We start from the raw sequence: 22,205 nt of genomic DNA, 5'->3' as shown, positions 1-22,205 counted from the left end.
GCACTGCATGCCCAAGCACCGCGCATCAGAGTCGTCGAGCACTCGTGGCGCAGCATCGACGGCGCACCCCCTGGCGACCGGCGCCGCGGTGCGCGTGCTCGAGCAGGGCGGCAGTGCGGTGGATGCTGCGATCGCCGCGCAGGCGGTGATCAGTGTGGTGCTCCCGCAGGCGGCGGGGCTCGGCGGTGACGTGCTGGCCCTGGTGCATGACCGCGGCCGCGTCTCGGCGGTGAACGGCACCGGACGCAGCCCCCGCGCCCTGACGTCGCAACCCGAAGCATCGGGCGGCTCGTCGGTCACTGTTCCCGGACTGGTCGACGGCTGGGTCACGCTGAGTGCGCGATGGGGACGGTTGCCGCTGAGCGAACTGCTGGCGCCGGCCATCGAGCTCGCGGATGGAGGGATCGTCCCGGAGGCGAGCCTGATCGCGGCGGTCGACCAACAGCATGCACGGCTGGAGCACGGTGGTGCGGCGGACTGGTCGCTGCTGACGGCCGCTGACGGACTGTGGAAGCAACCGGAACTGGCGGAGCTGCTCGGGCGGATCGGGGGCATGGGCCGCGACGCCTTCTACGAGGGACGGGGAGCGGTCGCTCTTGTCGACGCGGTCCGTCGCTGCGGTGGATCACTTGACCAGCTGGATCTGGCCGGGCACGACACCCCCTGTCCACCAACGATTTCCGTGCCGTGGAGCGACGGAGCAGTCCACGTCCAACCGCCGATGTCGCAGGGCGTTCTCCTGGCGCTGGCGCTGCAGGAGGTGCGCCGGATGGCCGCGCGCGGCATCCCCGTCGACGACCACCTCCTCGTGGAGATCACCGGGGCGGCGTTCGAGCACCGCTCCTCGTGCGGCAGGGGAGCTGAGCTCCTCGACGTCGATCTCGACGTCGACCACGAGCGGGCATCAGGACGCGCCGGACCGCGCGCCTACCTGCACACCGCTGGAGTCGCGACCGTCGACGCCGACGGTCAGGTCGTCTCGTCACTGGTGAGTGTCTTCGACGACTTCGGCTCCGGAGTGTTCGTGCCCGAGTTGGGCATCGTCCTGAACAACCGCGCCGCGGGGTTCACCGACGGCGACAACAGCGCAGCGCCGGGGAAGCGCCCCGTGCACACGCTCGCACCGGCGATGGTGACCTCGGCCCACGGCGTGCTCGGCATCGCGACGCCGGGCGCCGACGGTCAGATCCAGACCCTGTTGCAGGTACTCGTGGCGCGCGACCTCAGCGCGACCGCCCTCTCCGACGCCGTGGGCGCGCTGCGCTGGCGCAGTCAGGACGGCGACCTGCTCATTGAAGAGGGACATCCCCGGGCTGATGCGCTCGCCGAGCGGGGCCACCGCATCGTTGCCCGGACCCCGGGCGCCGACGTCTTCGGAGCCGTTGTCGCCGCCGGCACCGACCCCACCCCGCACGCCGTCGCCGACTGGCGGCGAGAGACCGACACACGAGGAGCCGCATGACCCAGACCGGCGTGACGTCGCAGCTGCTGGACACGATCAGCGGACAACGCGAGGCGATCGTGGAGCTGTGCGCGCAGCTGGTGGCCGCGCCCAGCGTGAACCCCGACGGCGATACGCGGGAGGTGGCCGACGTGGTGTCGCGCGCCCTCGCCGAGCGCGGCATCCGTTCCCGTCAGGAGCGCCTCCTGCCGACCATGCCGTCGGTGCTGGCCGAGCTCGACTCCGGCCGGCCAGGTCCGCATCTGGTGTTGAACGTCCACCTCGACACCATGCCGCCGGGCGACGAGTCCGCCTGGAGCCAGCCGGTCTGGGAGCTCACCCGCGTCGACGGCCGGCTGTACGGGCTCGGGATGGGGAACATGAAGGGCGCAGTGGCCGCGATGGTGACGGCCGCTGCGCTGCTCGCCGAACAGCGGGACACCTGGTGCGGCAGAATCACATTCACCGCCGTCAGCGACGAAGTGGTGTTCGGTGACAACGGTGCGGCCTACCTCTTGCGCGAGCATCCTGACCTGCTGGGCGACGCGCTCATCTGCGGCGAAGGACCGGGCTACCGGCGTCTGGCGCTCGGGGAGAAGGGCGTTCTCTGGGTGGAGGTGAGCGCCCAGGGGCCCGCGGGTCACTCGTCGGCCGTGCAGCGGGGCCGCTCCGCCTCCGCGCGCATCGCGGAGGCGGTGTCCCGCATCGACGCCCTCAACGGCAAGACCGGATCGTTGCCGCCGGAGCTCGCGGTGATGTCGAGTGAGGCCCCGGACGCCGGACTGGTCTTGTCGTCCAACGTCGGCACCGTGGCCGCCGGCACCTTCGTCGGTCAGATGGCCACCCACGCCAGAGCCGAGGTCGATCTTCGCCTGCCGCCCGGCATCACGACCGGCGAGGCGCTCGCGCTGGTCGAGGACGCGGTCGCGAACGTCGAGTCGGTGCGGGTCCGGCAGATGAAGGGCTGGGACGCGAACTGGACGGCGCCGGAGGCGTCACTGACCCGCGCCTGGGACGTCGCGTCCCGAGCTGTCATCGGCGCACCGCCCACATACGCGATCAGGCTGCCGGCCAGTGATGCCAGCCGGTGGCGCCGCCAGGGGGTCCAGGCGCTTTGCTACGGCCCGCAGCCGACCCTCTCCGCAGGTATCGACGACTACGCCGAGGAAGACGAGGTGCTCCGGTGCGCCGCGCTGTACACGCTGGCCGCCCTGGAGTACCTGGGCGCGCCGTGATGGGGTGACGAGAATGCCGATTCGTATACTTCATCACCAGTGCACCCCTTCGCCCGGCACACGTCGAGCGACCCGAGACAACAGGACAGGACGGTCGTGAGCAGCCCCTCGCCGCTGGTGCCCGCGTTCCCAGCGAACGCCACGCTGACCACGCGTGTGCACGACGCGCTCGAGAGCGCGATCATCGCCGGCGAGCTCAAGCCCGGCGAACGGATTCACGCCGACGTCCTGGCCGCCCAGTTCGGGATGAGCCGCATCCCGGTGCGGGAGGCTCTGCGGTCCCTGCACGAGGCGGGCTGGGTCGACATCAAGCCCCGCCACGGTGTTCATGTCCGCGAACGCACCGCCGAAGAACTCGACGAGCTCTTCGAATTCCGCGCCGTCGTCGAGGGTCTCGTCGCCCGCTGGGCCGCGTTGCGCCGCACCGACGCCGACCTCGATGCTCTGGCCGCCCGGATTCAAGAAAGTCGCGAAGCCAGCGACGCGCCGGCTACCGGCGCCGGCTTCTACGCCGCGCTGCGGGCCGCCTCCAGGAACTCGGTACTCGCCACGACGTCGGCCGTGCTGGAGAAGCGGGCCCGCTTCTACTTCTCGACTGTCGAGCACCAGCTCGGCGAGGACTGGCGTCACGTCCACGAAGCGGTGCTCGAGCACGTGCGGGCACAGGATGCAGATGCCGCGGATCGTGTGGCGCACAAGCACATCGAGGACACCGGCAAGGCGGTGGCCGCGCTGCTGTTCGACCGCTGACGACGTAGGTCAGCGATGCCCGTCCCGCGGATGCCGGATCGCGTTGAACATCAATTGGTCGTGACCGGGGATAAGCCGGGCGTCATGGTCGGCGGCGTCGGCGAGGAGTCGCTGCAGCGACGCGTCCGCCGCCTTCTCGTCGGCGGTCGTGCCGCCCGCGCAGTAACCGCACGGCACCCGGTCGAGCAGATTCTGGCCGAGATCGGCGGCGTCCGCTGCGAAGATCCAGGTGCCGGTGTCGCGAAGGGTGACCCGTAGCGACACGTGGCCGGGTGTGTGCCCGGGTGTGGACAGCACCCGGACTCCCGGTGCGATGTCGGTGTCGTCACCCAACACCTGCCAGCGTGTACGTGGATCAGACCAGTCTTCCGCGCGAAAACCCTCCTCGAACAACGCATCACCGCTGCGGGCGAAATCGAGCTCGGCCCGGTGGATCGCGACCGGGACGCCGGCCCGCGCCAGCAATGGGATACCGCCGGAGTGATCCAGGTGCAGGTGGCTGATCACCGCCAGGTGCAGATCGTCGACGGCCAGGCCGACCGTAGCCAGGGCGGCGATCAGCGGATCGCCCTCGAGACCCCAGTTCCAGCGCGTCGGGTCCGGCGGCTCGGGATGCAACGACCAGGTGGCACTGTCCGGGTCCGCGCCCGCGTCGACCGCCGCGGCCCGGTAGCTGTCCTGAGTGACGTCCGCGTCGAGGGCCTCGCGGGCCATCCCGGTGTCGAACAGCACCCAGCCGTCACCTGTGTCGACCAGAACGCCGAACAGCGGCTCCCACCCGAGATCGGCTGACCCGCCGCGCAACGACAGCGAGCGCGGCACCCGCTCCGCGCCGTACTGGAGCAGGAACATGCGTGCGGCCTGCCCGCCCTTCACCACCGTCACGACACCCGCGTACCCAGGCGCCGGAGACCAAGCAGCACAAGCGCATACACTGCCGCACCCTCGGGCCACTGGGTCACGATCCGGCCTGTCGACGACGCGAAGTAGTTACTCCCGTCCACCCAGGCGGTGCTGCTGATCCGGTGCTGCACCCACCGGTTGTACACCGCCGACACCCGCTCGCGCGCGTCCACCACGGACTTGCCCTTCGTCAGCACCCGCCGGATCTGATGGACGACGAAGTCGGCCTCGTGCTCGAAATTCGAGACGGTCAGGCCACCGTTGGTGTTGGGCCCGTACATGATGAAGAAGTTCGGAAAACCGGGAACCATCATCCCGGCCAGTGCGAACGGATCCGGGCCCCACACAGTGCTCAGATCCGTGCCGCCTCGTCCGGTGATCTTCAGGGAGGCAAGGAATCTCGTTGCAACGTAGCCGGTGGCCAGAACCAGCACGTCGGCCTCCCGCTCCACGCCGTCGCTGTCGATGATCCCGCTGCGTGTGCAGGAGACCACGGCGCGCGGCACCAGATGCACGTCGTCGCGCAGCAGCGCCGGGTAGAAGTCGCTCGAGACCACCGTGCGCTTGCCGGCGAATGCGTAGTCGGGGGTCAGTGCCTCGGCGAGATCGGGCCGTTCGGCGAACACCTCCGCCAGGTACTGCCGGGCCATGGTCTCCCAGCGCCGGTTCATCCTGCTGCCCGGGCGGAACACCGCGCCGTGCCATTCCCGGCGCTCCTGGCGCACGTAAAGACGAATACGGTTGAGCCGCTGCGTGATCGGCCAGGAGAACACCCGCCGCTCCCACGGGGCGAAGTCGCGATCACCCTTGGGTAGCACCCACCCGGGTTGACGCTGATACACGGTGACGGACTGGGCATGCGGCGCCACCGTCGGCACGACCTGGGCGGCGCTGGAACCCGTCCCGACCACGGCGACCCGCTTGCCCGAGACGTCGAGCGTCTCGTCCCATTCGGCGGTGTGCACCACGTCGCCGCCGAACTCCTCGAGCCCCGGCCACGTCGGGTACTGCGGTGCTGCGAACAGGCCGACACACGACACCACGAACGCGAAACGCTCGGCCTCGCCGCCGGCGGTGCGCACGATGTACTCGCTCGACCCGTCGTCCCACGTCACCGAATCCACGGTTTCCTTGAAGCGGATGGAACTCATCACCCCGAACGACTCGGCGACATGCTCGAGGTACTGCTGGATCTCGGCGCGGCGGACATGCGTCCGGCTCCAGTCGTACGGCGCGAACGAGTAGGCGTACAGATGCGATGCCGCATCGGTTTCCGCACCGGGGTACCGGTTGTCCCACCACGTGCCGCCCACGCCGTCGGACCGCTCGAAGATGACGTGGTCGATACCGGCCCGCTGCAGTTTGATGGCGACGACGATGCCGGCGAAGCCGGCACCGATGATCGCGACGCGGGGCGGGGTGGCTCGGGGCATGGGGCGCCTTTCCGATCTGACTGTACGTGGACGCGGCGGTGTCGTCAGACGCCCTCGGTCTGGGCGACGAGGTTCAGGAACCTCTGCGTGCGCGGGTGCGTCGGGCGGTCGAGGATCTCCTCCGGAGTGCCCTGCTCGACGACCTTGCCGCCGTCCATGAACACCACGCGGTCGGCGACCTCACGGGCGAAGCGCACCTCGTGGGTCACGACGAGCATCGTCATTCCGGCCTCCGCCAGGCGGCGGATCACCTGCAGCACTTCGCCGACGAGTTCGGGGTCCAACGCCGACGTCGGCTCGTCGAACAGCATGAGCTTGGGCTGGATGGCCAGGGCGCGCGCGATCGCGACCCTCTGCTGCTGCCCACCGGACAGACGGTGCGGGAGGTGGTGGGCGTGCTGTTCGAGGCCGACGTCGCGCAGAAGAGCCAGCGCGAGTTCGGTGGTCTCTGCTTGATCTCGGCCGTAGACCCGTCTGGGGGCGATGCTGATGTTGTCGAGCACGGTCAGATGATCGAAGAGGTTGAAGTGCTGGAACACCATGCCGATTCGCGCGTCGGCCCGAGCCTGCGCGAGACGGGACACCGGCCGCAGCGTGCCGTCCTTGCGCTCGTAGCCGACGTGGCGCCCGTCGACGAGCACCTCCCCGTCGTCGACGTCCTCGAGGTGGTTGATCAGACGCAGCAGGGTGCTCTTGCCGGATCCGCTGGGCCCCATCAGCACGACCACCTCGCCCTGCCGCACGTCGAGGTCCACCCCGGTGAGGATCGGGCGCCCGTCGTAGGCCTTGTGCACGTTGCGGCACGAGACGAAGTCGGTGCCGTCACCCGCATCGTCCGACGACGTCGTCGACTGCCGTGCGATGAGGTCAGCGACGCCCGTCGCCGCAGGCGCCGCCGATGCCGTTGTCTGCGAGGGGGTTTCTTCGACCGACGGGGCGTCCTTCGGGCAACGGCGGGGGAGGCCGATTGCGCGCGCCATGAACCCGGCCTGCGGGGTGGTGGGCCTGTCGAGCGCGAATTTGCGCTCGAGCGCGGACTGGCCGAAGCCCATCACGGTGGTAGCCGCGAGGTACATCGCACCCGCAGCCAGGAAGACCGGGAAGAAGTCGAAGTTCGTGGCGACGATCGTCTGGGCCCGCAGAGTGAGTTCGTTGACGGCGATCACCGATGCCAGCGAGGTGAACTTGAGCATCGAGATGGCGTCGTTGCCGAGCGCGGGCACGATCGCCCGCAGCGCCTGGGGCATGATGACGCGACGCAGGGTCAGGATCGGCCCCATGCCGAGCGAGTTCGCTGCCACCACTTGGCTTTTGCCCACGGACTTGATACCGCCGCGGATGATCTCGCCCGCGAAGGCCGCCTCGTTCATCGTGAAGCCAATCATCGCGGTGACCACCGGACCGAACGAGATACCTGCGCTCGGCAGCGCGGTGTACAGGAACACCAATTGCAGCAGCAGAGGTGTACCCCGCATCAGCCACGTGTAGAACGCCGCGGGGACCCGCAGCACGGCGTGGCGCGACTCCCGCATCAGCGCGAGCAACAGGCCAAGAACAAGAGCCAGGGCCATGGAGACCGCGGTGATCTGGATGGCCACCACCAGACCGCGCCACAGGAACGGGTCGACGAGGTAGCGCAGGAATTCCGTCATGTCGACTCCGAATCAGGCTGTGGCAACAGCGGGTTGGAGCTCCTGGTCCGGTGAGAAGCCCCAGCGCTTCATCGCCTTCTGCAGCCCGCCGTCGGCGTACATCTCCCCTAGCGCGGCGTTGAGCCCGTCGCGCAACTCAGTCGCTTTCTTGTTCACACCGAACCCGAAGTCGAAATCGGTGGGAAGCTGGAAACCGACCGCGAGCTTGTCGGGGTTGCGCTCGGCCAGATACGCAGCCACACCGGCATCCGTGAGCACGATGTCGGCTTCACCCTGCGCGAGGGCGCTCTGGGCGCGGTCGATGCTCGGGAAGTTCAGGGTCTTGAGCGCTGGCTTGCCTGCCGTCTCGCACTCTTTGTTCTGCTTGTCGAAGATCGCGTTCTCGACGGTCCCGACCACCAGCGCGGCGGTGACCCCGCAGACGTCGGCGAGGGATGTGAGGTTCTTCGGGTTGCCGGCGGCGACCAGAGAGGCTTCGCCGGCCTTCATGTAGTTGACGAAGTCGACCTGTTTGACCCGCTCTTCAGAGGAGTACATCCCGGCCGCCACGAGATCGACGCGGCCGGATTGCAGGGCCGGCACCAACCCGGCGAAGTCCAGTTTGGAGTACTGAGTGCGGAACCCGAGGCACTGGCCCGCGGCGTTCAGCAGATCCGGCTCGATCCCGATGATGTTGGACGGATTGGCCGGGTCCGACGCCGAGTAGTTCGCGGGTGCCGGGGAGATACCCACCGTCAAGGTCTTGCCGGAGAGCCCGGGGTACTTCGCCGTCAAGGTGTCACACGTCGACTTTTCGATGGCGAGATCGCTGGTCGCAGCGTTGTTCGCGGATTCCTCCGCGGAGCAGGCGCTCGAGCCGATGGCGAGTGCGGTGGCGGCGAGGGCCGTGACCACCATCTTGGGAACGTGCACGAGAGCCTCCTCTGGTCCGGATCGTGCAACCGGTTAACAGCACTGGCGCAGGTATAGAATATAAAATAGTTCGGGTCAAGGATGCGGCGTTACGCCGGTGTGAAATCTGGATCGGGGCGCTGAATACCGCTCAGTGCGCCAGCGCCGGAACCTTCTGCTTCATCTGGTGGCGCAGTTCCGTGAACTCCGCGATGGAGCGGGTGGCCACGGTGGCGACCGGGCGGGCGTTGCGACCCGTCGCCTCGGTCTTGCTGACCATCACCACGCTGTCGATGTAGGGCTGGATCGTCGTCGCGTTCTGCACCGTCGCGACGATCACCAGCTGGAAGCCGAATTTCCGGAACGCCTGCAGGGCCTGCTGAGCGAACTGCGGATCGGACTTCGAGAACGCCTCGTCGAGCATCAGCTGCGCGAACACCGGCTTGTTGTCGGTGCTGTCGGGGCTGGCCAGGTTGAAGCTCAGCGCGCCGGCGAGACAGAACGCCATCAGCTTCTCCTGCTCACCGCCCGAGTTGTCGCCGGCGTTGCTGTGGGTACGGATCAGCTCGTCGGACGCCACATCCCACTCGGCGCAGTCGAACGTGAACCGGTTACGCACATCGAGCGCATCGCGCGTCCACGCCTTGTCCTCCGGCGCCGTCGACGCCAGCCGGTTACGCAACCGCAGGATGTCGGCGTACTGGTCGAGGATCGCCTGCTTGTCGCCCAGACCCACCTCGGCGATGCGCCTGCTGATCGCGCGGACGATCTCCGTCAGCTCGGACACCGCGGTCAGGCTGCGCGGCGTGGCGCGCAGCGTCAGGCGGGTGCCGCGGTTGAATTCGACTGCGCCCAAACCGGTGTTGACCCGCTCGATCTGCTCGGCGATGCGGCGTGCTTCCTGCTCGGCCACCCGGTGCAGCGTCAGGATCGCATCCGGCGCCTGCTCGGTGACCAGCCGCATCATCCGCTCGTAGGCTTCGGGCAGCTCGCGCTCGTCGATGTGCCGGCACAGCGCCACGTAGTCGTGCACGCGCTCGTCGAAATTCTCCGAGTTGTTCGGGATCGCGTCCGGGAACGCCGTGTCGAACGTGTTCAGGATGCGGGCGAGCTCGTCGTAGGAACGTCTGCGGCTCTCCCGCAGCTGCTCTCGTTCCTTCTTGATCGCGCCGAACAGCGCGTCGCGGAACGGCTCCGGGTCCAGCAGCTCGAGGCTGACGGGAAGCTGCGCGGAATAGCGGGTGAGCAGTTCGGTCAGCGGTTCACTGACGAACGCCGGTGACAGCCGCTCCTCCAGTTCGAGCAGCCGGGTTCGCCGGGTGTCCAGATCGTCGCGGCGGGTCTGGATCGCACCGCGGCGCGTCATCAATTTCTGGATCTGCGACCAACATTCGTCGGCCCGCGCATTGAGCGCCTCGATGTCGGGGTTGTCGGCCAGCAGCAGCTCGTACTGTTCGCGCAACCGGTCGGCGTGCCCGTCGGCGGTCTCGGCGTCGATCTGGCTCCACTGCGGGAACTGCTCGCAGATCGCCTTGCACGCCGCGGCGCGGTCACGCCACTGCTGGCGCTGCGCGGCGATGTCGTCAGCGGTGCGGCGGGCCTTCTGATACGCCTCCTCGGCAGCGGCGAGATCGACGGTGAGCGCGTTGATCTTCGCCGACACGTCACCCTGGTACAGGTACTCGGACTGCTTCAGCGGGCGCCGGTCGTCCTTGATCGCGAGCCGATCGGAGTCCTTATACAGGCCCGTGTCGGTGACGGCGCGGCGGAACCGGGCGAACACCTCCGGGGTGTCCACGCACACGTGATCGCCCGCGGCGGCGACGACGTCGACGGCTTCGGCCGCACACGGATGCTGGGGATCGACCGCGAACAGCTTGCCCGCCAACGTGTTCAGCTCCGGATCGACCGGTTGTGCGCCCAGCATCTTCGCCCGCACATGGTGCAGCGCCAGCCGGCCGCGCATGTTGGTCTCGTTGACGAACTGCAGCACCGCCGTCCAGTGCTGATCGGGCACCATCAACCGCAACCCGACGCCGCGCAGCACCTTCTCCACCGCGGTGCGCCAGCGGGTCTGGTCGGGTTTGAGGTCCATCAACTCGGCGACATAGGGCAATTCGGCGGCGTCGACACCGATGGCGGCGCAGATCTGGTCGCGCATCAGCAGTGCGAACTCGGGCAGCGCCGAGCCGACGTGCTCGACGCGCTTGAGTTCTTTGGCGGCGTCGTCGCGGGCCATGCGAGCGGCCTTCTGCGCGTACTCGGCGTCGGTGGACGCCTCCCGGTGGCGCTCCACCTTGGCGAGCAATTCGGTGGCCTGCCGCAGGAGCTCCTCGCGCAGATTCCAGAACTGGTCGGCAGTGTCGGGGACGCCGAGGTCCTGCGCGCTCAGCATGTCCTCGTAGGCGGCGCGGCGGCGAGAGACCTGCTCGGCCTCGGTCTCCGCGGCGGTCACCTGGCTCTGCAGCGGCCCGATGTTCGCGCTGGTGCCGCTGATCTGAGCGTTGAGCGAATCTGCTTCGGCCTTCGCGAGATTCAGCGCCCGCGTGACGTCCTCGTACTCGTTGTCGAGCTGGTCGATCGTGGTGTCGAGCTGCCCGATCTGCGCCGGACACTGCGCGAGACGCACGTGGTCGGTGTAGGCGCGCACCATCGGCAGGTCGACGAGGTCGATGATGCCGAGATCGCTGGATTCCGAGGCGTAGCGCTGCTGGATCTTCTCGATGTCGCCGAGAATCTTGCGTTTGCGCTGCGCGACGGCCAGCAGCTCGCGGGCTTCCACCAGCGGATCGATCTGCTTGAGCGCCTCGGGCAGCCGGGCCAGGCTGTCCGGCTCGTCGAGCATGAACTCCCGCACGAACTGCTCGAGGCCGCCGACGCTCTTGAGTGACTTGGCTTTTCCGAGCAGCTGTTGGGCGGCGTCGGACGCGCGGATGCCGATGGTCGCGTACAACTGCGCCAGATACTGCGATTCGACCTTCGTGGTGAACCGCCAGCCGTTTTCTTTGAACACGCCGGTGTCGAAACGCCCTGCCGCCCAACGGTTGCAGACGTCCTCGATGCCGAGATCGCCGTCGCCGAGCACGAACCGGCTCGACGAATCGTTACGCGACTCGCCCGTCAGCCACTTCAGCACCAGGCCCGTCACCGTGCGGCCGGAGTCGCTGGCGTAGGTGACCGCGACCGCCGACCACGCGGTCCCGTCGCCGCGCAGGTACATCACCCGGCTGGTGCCGCCGTCGCTGCGCTGCCCCCACGCGCCGCGCACATACTTGTCCACGGTGCGGCGGCCCGCGCTCGACCCGGCCGCGGTGTTGTCACCCGAGGCGTTGAAGTTGCGCCGGTTGAACGGCAGGAAGCCCAGTGAAATGGCATCCAGCAGTGAGGATTTGCCACTACCGGAGGCGCCGGCGATCAGCGCGCCGCCTTCGCTGAACGGGATCGAGTGGTACCCGTCGAACACGCCCCAATTGACGATCTGCAGCCGGGAGAGGTGGAACTGCTCAGTCAAGAGCTTCGCCTTCCTGCGCGCTCGTCACTCCGGTGGTGAGCATCTCGAACTGCTGCTGCAGCTCGGTGATGACGCTGGCCGTCATCACCGCGGTGATCACCGGGCTGATCGTGTAGCTGTCCTCGTCGTCGCGGCTGCGCCGCAGGATCTCCAAACCCGTGAGCCGGGCGATCGCCGCGTCGATGCGGCCGGTGAACGTGACCGCGTCGCGGTCCACGTCGTTGAGCACACCGGAGAACAAGCCGTGCATCTCCTCCCGCGAGATCAGCACGCTCTGGCCGCCCGCGGCGCGCATCATCTGGGCCAGGTGCAGGGCCAGGATCGAGTCGTACGTGCCGAGCGGCTCACGGCGTAAGAGCTTGATGCCCTTGGCCGATTCGTAGCGGGCCTGCTCGACGAACGCCACGTCCGTCCCGTCCACGATGCGCAGCAGCAGATCCAATTCCGAGAGCCGGACCGAGAGCTGATGGCGGTACTCGAGCACCCACGCGTAGATGTCGGCATCGGACTCGGCGCTGATGTAGCGCCGGGTCAGCAGGTGCTGCAGGGCCCAGCAGGCACGGTCGGGGAGTTCGGAGACGTCGCCGTCGAACCGTGGCCGGCGCTGGTGCGGCGGCCGCGCGGTCTGGTCGACCTGTGGCAGCGACGAGAAATCGATATCGGAGTCGGTACTCACGGGGCCACTCCCACGGCAATCGGTTCGGTGAAAGTCACATCGGGAACGGCCATCTCGCGATCGCGGCCGTCCAGGGAACGGAACCGGACCGTCGTCGACGCCCCGGCCGTGTCCTGCGGCTGTTTCAGTGCCCACGACCAGAGGACGATGACGTGACCCAGATATGCGTTGTCGAGTTTGGCCACCGCGTCCGGCAGCGACACCGGCAGCGCGCTGTTGATCATCTCCGCCATCGCGGCCGCGTCGACCTGCGTGGTGAGCGCCGCGAAGCTGGCGAGGTCGACATCACCCTCGGCGGGTGCGGCCGGCTTGGGGTTCGACAGGTCGCCGATCTTGAAGCTGAGCGCGCCGACGGAGCTGATCGCGTGCCGGGCCAGCGGCAGCTCGAGATCGAGGCGTGAATCCGTCAGCGACGTCTTCAGCAGAGACCGTGCGGCGCCGATCGCCTCGTTGAGCTGGCGGGCGATGCCGCGGCTCTGCTCGAGCGTGCCGAATGCGGTGAACCGCTTGACCCGCTGCGCGCACCGCTGCTGGATGCGTTCGACCTCGTCGATCTGATGGCCCACCAGTTCGAAGAAGCCCGCCATCACCGACCGCAGCGCCGGGTCCAGATGCGGAAGCGCCCCAGCGACCGCGGCGACGTCGGCCTCGAACTCGGCACGCTGGTCGGGGTCGTTGATCATGCGCAGGAACGCGCGGTGGCTGTCGCGGCCCTGCGAATCCCACGCGGCCTGGTAGTCGGCGTACATCTGCCGCTGCCGGTCCCGATAGGCGACGTTGCTGTCGATCGGCTCGTCGAGCGCGGCGGTCGCCTGCTCGATCATCGTGCCGTACTGACCGATGTCGGTGATCAGGCGTTCCATCTGCAGGGCGATCGCGCGGGCCTCGTCGTAGGCGTCCGTGACGTCGGGGGCAGGCCGCTCCCCAGCGTCGAGTTCGTCGAGCTCGCGGCGCAGCGCGTCGATCTCCGCGTCGATGCTCTTGCGGATGCGGGCGGGATCGTTGCCGACCCGGATCGCGACCTGCTTGAGCCGGCCCGCGATGCCGGTGATCGACCCGCCGGTGGCGATCGTGTCCTGGCGCCGCATGCTGCGCAGGAAGTCCAGTGCGCGCCGCGCGTCCTGGGTCAGGTAGCAGACGTTCTGGTCGCTTCTCTCGTCGACGATCCGGTGCAGCCAGCCCTGGCTGGCCCAGGACTTGACCAGCGCGAGCCCCGGCTGATCGTCGGTGAGGTCGGTCAGATCGCGCTCGAGACGGACCACGAGATCGGTCTCGGCGACCACGCCGCCGCTCAGATGCCGGTCCATCAGCGTGGCGTAGAGGTTCAGGTTGGTGGCCGAGAGCAGCCGCACCGTCGGGGACGCCTGCAGTTCGCGGTTGCGCTCGAGCAACTCGCTCGCCGACAGCTGGTCGTCCACTCACCCTCCCGTTCTGGTCTCTGGCCGGAGGCCCAACATAGGCCACGGCGGGGACACCACCGCCGTCCGCGGGGGAGTGTCGCGAGGTTTTCGGCGCGTCGTGTGACGGGTGTGACCAGCGGGATTGTCGGGTCTGGTGAGGGTGTCGTCCAGGCCCTCGGCAGGCGGGCCTGGTTGACTGCTCGGATGACGTCGGCCCGGTGGCACACCCCTGCCGTCCGGCTGCTGGGCGCCGCGATCCTGGGTCTGGCGGCCGGCGCGGCGGCGTCCGTTGCGCTGGGGTGGTTCGCGATCCTGATCGGCTGGGACGTGCTCGCGCTCACCTACCTCGTGTGGACGTGGTCGGTGCTGTGGCGATTCGACGCCGACCAGACCGCGTCGCATGCCGAGATCGAGGAGCCGGGCCGCAGCACCGTCTTCGCGCTGATCCTCGTCGGAGCGCTCGCCAGCCTGGTCGGAGTGGGCCTACTTCTGGCCAACGCGCGGCCCCAGTACATGGGTGCGGTTGCGCCGTTCATCGCGGTGGCCAGCGTGGTGATCTCGTGGTTCGCCGTGCACACGCTCTTCGCGCTGACCTACGCGAAGATCTACTTCCGCGAAAAGCCCGTCGGTGGAATCGATTTCAACACCTCCGAGCCGCCACGCTACAGCGACTTCGCGTACGTGGCCTACGCCGTCGGCATGAGCTTCGCGATCTCGGACACCAACCTGACGTCATCGCGGATGCGGGCTACCGCGCTCAAACACGGGCTGCTGTCCTACCTTTTCGGCTCCGTGATCGTCGCCTCCGTCGTGAACCTGATCGCGGGCGGGCTGTAGCTCAGACCAGCCCGAGATCCCGCAGCGAGGCCACGGTGTCGCGCATCGTCTCCGCCAGCGGGCGCGGCGCCCAGCCCAGCACCTGTTTGGCTTTGGCGTTGCTGATCTGCGGCCGAGGCCCCGTGGCGTTGTCGTCGGCGTCGACGCCCACCATGCGTGCCAGCTCACCGAACGTCACCGCCGGCTCGTCGGCAACCACCAGAAAGCGTTCGCCCGCAGCGCCATTCGTGGTCAGGGCGCGGACGTGCGCGTCCGCCACGTCGCGGACGTCCACCGCGCCGAAGTACTGCGACGGCGGGAGCTCACCACCTCTGAGCATGGAGCGCACGATCTGCACCGACGTCGACAGGTGCGGACCGAGCGTCGGCCCGAAGATCCCGACCGGGACGATCGTCGTCAGCTCCAGCGCGCCGCCCTCGCTGTCGAGGAAGTCCCACGCCGCCCGCTCGGCGATGGCCTTCGACCTGATGTACGCGGTGTTGTCGTCGGCTGGATCGGTCCAATCCTGTTCTGTCCAGCGCTGTTCGGTGCTCGGCGAATAGCCCACCGCCGCGAACGACGACGTCATCACCACCCGTCTGCACCCGGCATCACGCGCATGGCGCAGCACGCGCAACGTACCGTCACGCGCCGGCGCGATGACTTCCTCGTCCGTGCGCGGGTTCGTTGCCGGGAACGGGGACGCGACATGCATGACGACACCGGCGTCGGCGACGGCGTCGGCCCAGCCGTCGTCGGAACCGAGATCGGCATAGGCGAATTCGACCTCATCGTCGAGCCCGCCTGCGCGGACGGTCTCCCGGACACTGTCGGTGCGAGCCGGCGCCCTGACCGCGGCCCGCACCCGGTAGCCCTGTGCCAGCAGCTGATTGACGAGGTGACTACCGACATACCCGGCGGCGCCGGTCACCAGGACCAGGCTGCTCAATGCTCGCCTTGCCAGTCGGCGAAGCGCAGCGTGCCGAGCCGGGCACCGGTGCCTGTGACCAGGCTGTCGTTGTCCACGCGCGCGCCGAAGTAGGTGGCTTCTTCGTCGTCGACCACGCCTGCGTCGTCACCCCGGTGGGCGAGCACCGCACGCACCAGGTCTGCGAACGTCATCTTCTCCGGGCCGCCCACGTCGACGATGCCGTTGACGGGAGCCCCCTGCGCTGCGTCGGCCACCGCATCCGCCACCTCCGCGGACGCAATCGGCTGGATGCGGGCCACCGGGGCGTGGTACTCGTCGCCGACCGCCAGCGATCCGACGATGAGCTCGGCGAACTCGTGGAACTGCGTCGCGCGCACGATCGTGAACGGCAGTCCGGAGTCGGCGATCGTGCGTTCCTGGATCACCTTCGCGCGCATGTAGCCGCTGTCGGTGATGCCGTCGGTGCCGACGATCGACAGCGCCACGTAGTGCCCGACGCCGGCGCTCGCCGCGGCCCTGACGAGGTTTGCCGACGACCTGGTGAAGAAATCGATCGCCGAATCTCCGTCCAGCTGAGGTGAATTCGTCACATCGACCAGCACCGCCGCGCCGGTGAGCGCGTCGTCCAGACCCTCCCCGGTCAGCACGTTCGCCCCGGTGCGCAACGACGCCCCGACGACGTCGTGCCCGCCTGCGATCAGTTTCTCGACCACCTGGGCGCCGACCATTCCCGACGCGCCCACCACTGAAATCTTCATGACTCCACTCTGGCACCCGGGGGCGGAGAAAAAACCCCCGGAAAGTCCGTAGTCTTGAGCGCCATGACGGCGGTGTTCGTACATGGCAATCCCGAGACGCCCGCGATTTGGGGTCCGCTGCTCGCGGTGCTCGGCCGCGACGACGTGGTGCTGCTGTCGCCGCCGGGCTTCGGGGCGCCCTTGCCCGACGGGTTCGGTGCGACGTTCCTGGAGTACCGCGATTGGCTGGAGGGCGAGCTGTCGTCGATCGAGGGACCCATCGACCTCGTCGGTCACGACTGGGGCGGCGGGCACGTCGTCAATCTGGTGATGCACCGACCCGAACTCGTGCGCAGCTGGGCCAGCGATGTGCTCGGACTGTTCGACCCGGAGTACGTGTGGCACGACATGGCGCAGGTCTGGCAGACGCCGGGGGCGGGCGAGGAATCACTCGACGCCATGCTCGGCGGCGACCTGAGCGCGCGCACGGAACTGATGATGTCGTTCGGCATCCCTGCCGACGTCGCCGCGGCGATCGCCGAACACCAGAACGCGGACATGGGCCGGGCCATTCTCGCGCTCTACCGGTCGGCCGCGCAGCCGGCGATGGCCGAGGCGGGACGCGACCTGGAGCGGGCTGCTGAGCGTCCCGGTCTGTCGCTGCTGGCCACCGACGACGCGTTCATCGGTGCCCACGACAACCGGCGCCGCGCCTCCGAGCGTGCCGGCGCGCGCATCGAGGTGCTCGAGGGGCTGGGGCACTGGTGGATGGTGCAGGACCCGCATCGAGGCGCGCAGGCGCTGAACGCGTTCTGGGCGACGCTGGACTAGCTGTTGGTGAGACGTGCGACGACGGTTCGTGCGTCCACAGAGGCGGTGACGTCGCCGACCCCCTGGCCGGCGTTGATGGGCGCGAGGCGGTAGTCGTCGCGGGCGATCGCCGTGTGCAGGTCTGCTGTTGTCTCGGCGTCGATCTCGCTCTCCCGCCCGTCGTACCGATCGGTGAAACTGTTGCGCAGCACGCGTTCTGGCGTGTCGGCCGGCCACGGGTAGCCGAACGCGACGTCGAAGGCGCGGGTGGTGATCGTGTCGGCGGCGTGGGCCGCGATCAGCTGTGCGCGCGCAGCGTCGGTGAGCAGAGATTCCGTGCACACCGCGAATGCGGTGCCGATCCAGGCTCCCGCGGCGCCGGCGTCGAGCACTCGTGACAACGCGTGCGCGGACGCAATGCCGCCTGCGGCCAGCACAGGCGCGGCTGTGTGGTCGAGGATTTGGGCCAGCAGCTCCTCGAGTGGGAAGCGGGGCTGGCCGTGGCCGCCGCCCTCGGCACCGCGGGCGACCAGGACGTCGACGCCGGCGTCTTCGGCGCGTCGCGCCTGGCCGAGATCAGCGACCTGAGTGGCTGTCAGCGCGTGAGCATCGTGGGCCGCGTCGACCCAGGAGAAGTCGTCGCCGAAGCTGACGGACAGCAGGGTCGGCTCCGCCTCGAGCGCGGCGTGGAGGAGGCGCGGTTCGTCGCGCACCCGCCAGCCGATGAGGCCGATGCCGAACGGGAGCCCGCGGACGTGGGGGAGCTCTCTGCCCAGAGCGGATGACGTTGCGCTGCTGCCCATTCCGATCATGCCCAGACCGCCGGCGCGTGAGACTGCGGCCGCCAACTTCCCGCCGGCGACCCCGCCCATCGGGGCGTTGAGGATCGGGACCGCGAGATCGAGCATGACGTGATCCTAGGCAGACGCGCGGCGCACTCAGATGGCGTAGTCGCGGGGGGCGTGCTGAATGGAGATCCAGTGATCGGAGGTGAACTCGTCGACCGCCCACTGGCCGCCGAATCTGCCGATGCCCGAACCCTTGACCCCGCCGAACGCGGTGTTGGCGTCGTCGTTGACGGGGGAATCGTTCACGTGGGTCATGCCGGCCTGGACACGGCGCGCGAAGCGTTCCGCCCGTCCGACATCGCGACTGAACACCGCCGACGACAGCCCGTAGTCGGTGTCGTTGGCAATACGCAACGCGTCTTCCTCGTCGTCGGCACGGATCACGGTGATCACCGGACCGAACACCTCCTCGCGCGCTGTCGCGACGTCGTTGCCCGCTGAGAGCACATGCGGTGGCAAGCACCTCCCCGTCGGACCGAAGGGATCGCCTCCCGTCAGCAGCTCCGCGCCCTCATCCTGGGCGCGCTTGAGCTTGTCCTGAATCCCTTCCAGCTGAGACGAATTGATCACCGGACCCAGCTGCGTGTCCGGATCGGACGGGTCACCTACGACAAGGGCCTTCACTCGGCCGACGAATCGATCGACGAAGTCGTCGTGCACGGCGGCATCGACGATGATCCGGTTGGCGATCATGCAGATCTGGCCCTGGTGGAAGAACGATCCGAACACCGCGGCGTTGACGGCGAGCTCGAGGTCCGCATCGTCGAGGACGACCAGTGGCCCGTTGCCGCCCAATTCGAGGGCGAGCTTTTTCAGACCTGCCTTCTGTGCGATGCCTTTGCCCACCGGCGTAGAGCCGGTGAACGAGACGACGCGTGGCGCCGGATGTTCGACGATCGCGTCGCCTATGTCGGAGCCCGATCCGACGACCACCGACAGCAGTCCGGCCGGTAGCCCGGCCTCCTCGAAGATCCGGGCCAACAACAGGCCGCCTGTCACCGGAGTATCACCGGCAGGTTTGAGCACGACGGCGTTTCCAGTGGCCAACGCCGGTGCGACGGACCGGTTGGACAGCTGCATCGGGAAGTTCCACGGCGAGATCACCGCGACAACCCCGACCGGCTCCCGATAGACCCGGCTCTCCTTGCCCGGGATGTCCGACGGCATAATGCGGCCCTCCATGTGATGCGGCATGGACGCCGCCTCCCACATGACAGAGCGCACCAGGTTCCACTCCAGCTCTGCCTTCGCCAGCGTTCCGCCCGTCTCCCGGACCAGCCAGTCGGTGATCTCGTCCTTTCGATCGGTCATGACATCGGCCGCGCGGCGCATCACACCAGCACGCTCCAGGGGCGGTGCTGAGGCCCAATCCGGTTGTGCGGCAACTGCTGCGTCGTAAGCCTGGTTGAGGTCGGCCTCGTCGGCCTGCGCGAGGTCGGTGAGCGTGTCACCGCGATAGGGGTCGCTGTCGGCGCGGGTCCTGCCGGTCGATCCGCCTCGCCAGGTCGTCCCGATCGGCATGGTGTCGAACGGTGGATAGCTACTCATCAGATGACGACTCCGATCTTGACGTGGGGCCCTTCGGACTGTGCCCGCCAGGCCTTCTCCGCCTCCTCGAGGGGATAGCGAGTGGTCTCGATCTGCAGCCGACCTTCGGCTGCCAGCTTCGTGAGTTCGTCGTAGGCCTGGCGCAGAATTCGCGACGGCATGAGATCGTTCAGATGCCCGATGTGGCTGCGGCCCATCAGCTTCGAGAACGGGACAGCGGCAGTACTTCCTGCTCCTTGACCCACCGTGATGAGCGTCGCGCCGGGGGCGGTGGCGTCCAGAGCCGCGAGGAACGGATCGCCGTACACGAGGTCGACCACGACGTCGAACCCGTCGCCCGCCTGATCCCGCAGCGCGGCTGTGTCGTCGTCCCCGCCGAGGGTGACGATGGCATCGGCGCCGAGATCGGCAGCCTTGGCCAACGCGTCGGGGTTGCGGCCCGCACCCACCACGTGCCCTGCACCCAGGATCTTGGCGGCTTGGACGGCAATGGCGCCGACGACTCCGGTGGCACCCAGAACGAGCACCGACTGGCCTGCCGACACGTCTGCGTGGCGGGTCAGGGGAAGCCAGGCCGCAAGACCCGCTACACCCAACGCCACCGCGACGTCATCGGTGACGCCGTCCGGCACCGGATAGACCTTCTCCGGATCCACGCGGGTGCGCTCGGCCCACGATCCATACGGCGCCGGTGGGGAATCGAAATACACCCGCGCGCCGTCCGCGGTGAAGCCGACGCCCTCCTTGCCGACGACCTTGGGCACCTCGGGCTTGCCCAAGTGCCCCGATGCCAGGGCCAGGTCCACCGGGTTGCACCCCGCCAAGGTCACGGTGACGACGTTGTCGCCCGTGGGGTCGGGAAAATCAGTGACGTGCGGAGATCCGCCGACGACATCGAGTACTGCTGCGCGCATGGCCCTCCTTCGAACTCCCGGCGCGACTACCCGGCTCGAGCCCGCCGAAACGCGGACCCGCTTGACGCCAACTTGCATGAGCACTACAAAACACTGATGAGTGATGACATCGTTCGGCTGATGGAAGAGAACCTGCTCGCGGTGTTCAACGAGCGTGATGCCGATGCCCGGCTTGCGGTGGTGCGCCAGAACTACGCTCCCGACGTCCGATGGTCCGACGCCGAGGAGACAGTGATAGGCCAGGACCGCGTGCATGCGAAAGCTCAGGAGCTCCTGGACGGGCCGTTGGCCGGGTTGTCGTTCACCCAGGCGGGACCGGTGCATCAGGTGGCCAACATGGGCTACCTGAACTTCGAGGTCTATGCGCCGGGCACCACCGATGTGCTGGTCGCGGGGTTCGACGTCGCGCTCGTCGAGAACGGTGTGATCGCGCAGCTGTTCACCGTGGTGACGCAGGAGCCGGCCACGCCATGAGCGCGATGTCCGCCGCGGCGCGCAATTGCCTGCGCGTCGCGCCGTCGCGGGCCTTGGCCGACAACCCCCGCAACACCAGATCGACGTAGTCGGTGAGAGCGGTGACATCGACCGCGGCGGGCAGATCGCCGGCCCGCTGAGCTCTGCGTAGTCTGCGGATGATCGCGTCGCGGCCGGAATCGCGGCGGGCGCGCAGCGTCGGGTCGGAGATCACGAAACAGCCCGGCGGGTGCGCCGGCCGGGTGTACAGCTCGACGGCCCGGTCGAGCATCGTGATGAACACCTCGCGCGCGGTGGGCTCCTCGAGAGCCGGCGGAACGACCGCGGACCGTTCGTAGAGCTCGACCGCGGCGTCGAACAGCGCCTGCTTGTCGCCGAATGCGGCATACAGACTGGGTGGGGAGATGCCCATCGCGGCGGTCAGATCGTTGATGGAGGTGCGGTCAAAACCTCTGTCCCAGAACAGATGCATGGCCGCCTGCAGCGCTTCTGCGCGATCGAACTTCGGCGGCCGGCCCATCGGCTGATCCTATGCACCCCGGTGTGGACTCTGCTAGCGTCGACGCTTTAACGATCGCTACAAAATCGAGAGGCCGGCATGAGCTACGCGATCATCGGTTCGGGGAACATCGGCTCAGCGGTGGCGGGGCACTTCGCCCGCACCGGCATCGACGTTGCCGTCGCTGCCTCACGCGGTCCCGACACCGTCGCCCCGTTGGCGCAGCGTCTCGGGCCGCACATCACTCCGTCCGAAATCTCCGACGCGTTGGGCGCCGACGTCGTGGTGCTCGCCGTCCCGTTCGACGCAGTGCAGGAACTCGTCGGTCAGGTGCCGGACTGGTCCGGCAGGATCATCGTCGACGCGACCAATGCCATTGACTACCAGAACTTTTCGCCGGCAGACCTCGGTGGGCGCGCATCGTCGGACCTGGTGCAGGAGTGGGCCACCGGCGCCCGCGTGGTGAAGGCCTTCGGGCACACGTGGGCCAAGGTGCTCGCTCGCGAGCCCGAGGACGGCCGCGGCGGACGGCGGGTGCTGTTCGTGTCGGGCAACGAACCCTCCGCCAATGCCGACGTGGCGGCGCTGATCGAACGCTTCGGTTTCGAGCCGGTCGACCTCGGTTGCAACGACGCCGGTGGGCTACTGCAGCAGTTCGGCGGGCCGTTGACCACCCGTAGCTTCATCTCCCAGGCGATCGGTGGGGCATCGCCTGCCGAGATGGACCTGGTGTAGC

General features: G+C 68.3%; 20 protein-coding genes. 7 read left to right on the top strand and 13 right to left on the bottom strand.

All coding sequences use genetic code 11. The annotated features are described in order from the left end of the window. Window positions 1–7 precede the first annotated feature (7 nt). From PGN37_RS11175 to PGN37_RS11165, 3 genes are all read left to right on the top strand, one after another. Window positions 8–1,462 carry a gamma-glutamyltransferase gene (locus tag PGN37_RS11175; RefSeq protein ID WP_335331094.1) on the top strand — a complete coding sequence of 485 codons (1,455 nt, stop codon included), beginning with the start codon at window positions 8–10 and terminating at the stop codon, window positions 1,460–1,462. Next, a complete protein-coding gene (locus PGN37_RS11170; protein WP_335331093.1) occupies window positions 1,459–2,676 on the top strand; it encodes a M20/M25/M40 family metallo-hydrolase in 1,218 nt (405 codons plus the stop codon). The genes PGN37_RS11175 and PGN37_RS11170 overlap by 4 nt, the downstream gene beginning before the upstream one ends. Before the next feature lie 96 nt (window positions 2,677–2,772). Beyond that, window positions 2,773–3,426 (top strand): GntR family transcriptional regulator, encoded by a 654-nt coding sequence (locus PGN37_RS11165; RefSeq protein WP_335331092.1) that lies wholly within the window; start codon window positions 2,773–2,775, stop codon window positions 3,424–3,426. Between the two features lie 9 nt (window positions 3,427–3,435). Here the strand turns inward: PGN37_RS11165 and PGN37_RS11160 are convergent, their stop codons facing one another. From PGN37_RS11160 to PGN37_RS11130, 7 genes are all read right to left on the bottom strand, one after another. After that, window positions 3,436–4,311 carry an N-acyl homoserine lactonase family protein gene (locus tag PGN37_RS11160; protein WP_335331091.1) on the bottom strand — a complete coding sequence of 292 codons (876 nt, stop codon included), beginning with the start codon at window positions 4,309–4,311 and terminating at the stop codon, window positions 3,436–3,438. Then, window positions 4,308–5,762, bottom strand: coding sequence for a flavin-containing monooxygenase (locus PGN37_RS11155; RefSeq protein ID WP_335331090.1), 1,455 nt, complete (start codon window positions 5,760–5,762; stop codon window positions 4,308–4,310). Before PGN37_RS11155 ends, PGN37_RS11160 begins: the two co-directional genes overlap by 4 nt. A gap of 44 nt (window positions 5,763–5,806) precedes the next feature. Then, window positions 5,807–7,414, bottom strand: coding sequence for an amino acid ABC transporter permease/ATP-binding protein (locus PGN37_RS11150; RefSeq protein ID WP_335331089.1), 1,608 nt, complete (start codon window positions 7,412–7,414; stop codon window positions 5,807–5,809). A 12-nt stretch (window positions 7,415–7,426) separates the two neighbouring features. Next, window positions 7,427–8,326, bottom strand: a complete 900-nt coding sequence (locus PGN37_RS11145; RefSeq protein ID WP_335331088.1) for an ABC transporter substrate-binding protein — start codon at window positions 8,324–8,326, stop codon at window positions 7,427–7,429. A 130-nt stretch (window positions 8,327–8,456) separates the two neighbouring features. Beyond that, window positions 8,457–11,816 carry an ATP-binding protein gene (locus PGN37_RS11140; RefSeq protein WP_335331087.1) on the bottom strand — a complete coding sequence of 1,120 codons (3,360 nt, stop codon included), beginning with the start codon at window positions 11,814–11,816 and terminating at the stop codon, window positions 8,457–8,459. Next, window positions 11,809–12,492: a DUF4194 domain-containing protein gene (locus tag PGN37_RS11135; protein WP_335331086.1), complete on the bottom strand. Its 684-nt coding sequence runs from the start codon at window positions 12,490–12,492 to the stop codon at window positions 11,809–11,811. The genes PGN37_RS11140 and PGN37_RS11135 overlap by 8 nt, the downstream gene beginning before the upstream one ends. Beyond that, a complete protein-coding gene (locus PGN37_RS11130) occupies window positions 12,489–13,910 on the bottom strand; it encodes a DUF3375 domain-containing protein (RefSeq protein WP_335331085.1) in 1,422 nt (473 codons plus the stop codon). The genes PGN37_RS11135 and PGN37_RS11130 overlap by 4 nt, the downstream gene beginning before the upstream one ends. A gap of 186 nt (window positions 13,911–14,096) precedes the next feature. Between PGN37_RS11130 and PGN37_RS11125 the strand changes: the two genes are divergently transcribed. Beyond that, window positions 14,097–14,729, top strand: coding sequence for a DUF1345 domain-containing protein (locus PGN37_RS11125; RefSeq protein ID WP_335331084.1), 633 nt, complete (start codon window positions 14,097–14,099; stop codon window positions 14,727–14,729). Window position 14,730: 1 nt separating this feature from the next. Here PGN37_RS11125 and PGN37_RS11120 read toward each other — a convergent pair whose 3' ends face one another. After that, window positions 14,731–15,657 (bottom strand): NAD-dependent epimerase/dehydratase family protein, encoded by a 927-nt coding sequence (locus PGN37_RS11120; RefSeq protein WP_335331083.1) that lies wholly within the window; start codon window positions 15,655–15,657, stop codon window positions 14,731–14,733. Continuing rightward, entirely contained in the window at window positions 15,654–16,397 is a 744-nt protein-coding gene (locus PGN37_RS11115) for an SDR family oxidoreductase (protein WP_335331082.1), read from the bottom strand. Before PGN37_RS11115 ends, PGN37_RS11120 begins: the two co-directional genes overlap by 4 nt. A gap of 63 nt (window positions 16,398–16,460) precedes the next feature. On the opposite strand from PGN37_RS11115, the gene PGN37_RS11110 reads away from it, so the two are divergent. After that, the gene (locus tag PGN37_RS11110) at window positions 16,461–17,207 is read left to right on the top strand and encodes an alpha/beta fold hydrolase (RefSeq protein ID WP_335331081.1); all 747 of its coding nucleotides are present in this window, start codon (window positions 16,461–16,463) and stop codon (window positions 17,205–17,207) included. On the opposite strand, the gene PGN37_RS11105 is transcribed toward PGN37_RS11110, so the two are convergent. The 3 genes from PGN37_RS11105 to PGN37_RS11095 are packed head-to-tail and all read right to left on the bottom strand — an operon-like array spanning window position 17,204 to window position 20,496. Beyond that, window positions 17,204–18,094, bottom strand: coding sequence for an NAD(P)H-dependent flavin oxidoreductase (locus PGN37_RS11105; protein WP_335331080.1), 891 nt, complete (start codon window positions 18,092–18,094; stop codon window positions 17,204–17,206). The genes PGN37_RS11110 and PGN37_RS11105 overlap by 4 nt on opposite strands. A 30-nt stretch (window positions 18,095–18,124) precedes the next feature. Then, a complete protein-coding gene (locus tag PGN37_RS11100; RefSeq protein WP_335331079.1) occupies window positions 18,125–19,582 on the bottom strand; it encodes an aldehyde dehydrogenase family protein in 1,458 nt (485 codons plus the stop codon). Beyond that, the gene (locus PGN37_RS11095; RefSeq protein ID WP_335331078.1) at window positions 19,582–20,496 is read right to left on the bottom strand and encodes a quinone oxidoreductase family protein; all 915 of its coding nucleotides are present in this window, start codon (window positions 20,494–20,496) and stop codon (window positions 19,582–19,584) included. Before PGN37_RS11095 ends, PGN37_RS11100 begins: the two co-directional genes overlap by 1 nt. 96 nt (window positions 20,497–20,592) lie before the next feature. On the opposite strand from PGN37_RS11095, the gene PGN37_RS11090 reads away from it, so the two are divergent. After that, window positions 20,593–20,970, top strand: a complete 378-nt coding sequence (locus tag PGN37_RS11090; protein WP_335331077.1) for a nuclear transport factor 2 family protein — start codon at window positions 20,593–20,595, stop codon at window positions 20,968–20,970. On the opposite strand, the gene PGN37_RS11085 is transcribed toward PGN37_RS11090, so the two are convergent. Then, on the bottom strand, window positions 20,936–21,490 hold the full coding sequence (locus PGN37_RS11085) for a TetR/AcrR family transcriptional regulator (protein ID WP_335331076.1): 555 nt from the start codon (window positions 21,488–21,490) through the stop codon (window positions 20,936–20,938). The genes PGN37_RS11090 and PGN37_RS11085 overlap by 35 nt on opposite strands. Before the next feature lie 78 nt (window positions 21,491–21,568). Here PGN37_RS11085 and PGN37_RS11080 point away from each other — a divergent pair, with 78 nt between their 5' ends. Continuing rightward, on the top strand, window positions 21,569–22,204 hold the full coding sequence (locus PGN37_RS11080) for an NADPH-dependent F420 reductase (protein ID WP_442932906.1): 636 nt from the start codon (window positions 21,569–21,571) through the stop codon (window positions 22,202–22,204). The last annotated feature ends 1 nt before the right edge of the window (window position 22,205 follow it).

This window comes from Mycobacterium kyogaense (assembly GCF_036946525.1).
Taxonomy (GTDB): domain Bacteria; phylum Actinomycetota; class Actinomycetes; order Mycobacteriales; family Mycobacteriaceae; genus Mycobacterium; species Mycobacterium kyogaense_A.
Note: the sequence above shows the minus strand (reverse complement) of the source record. Positions and strands in the feature narration are given on the sequence as shown.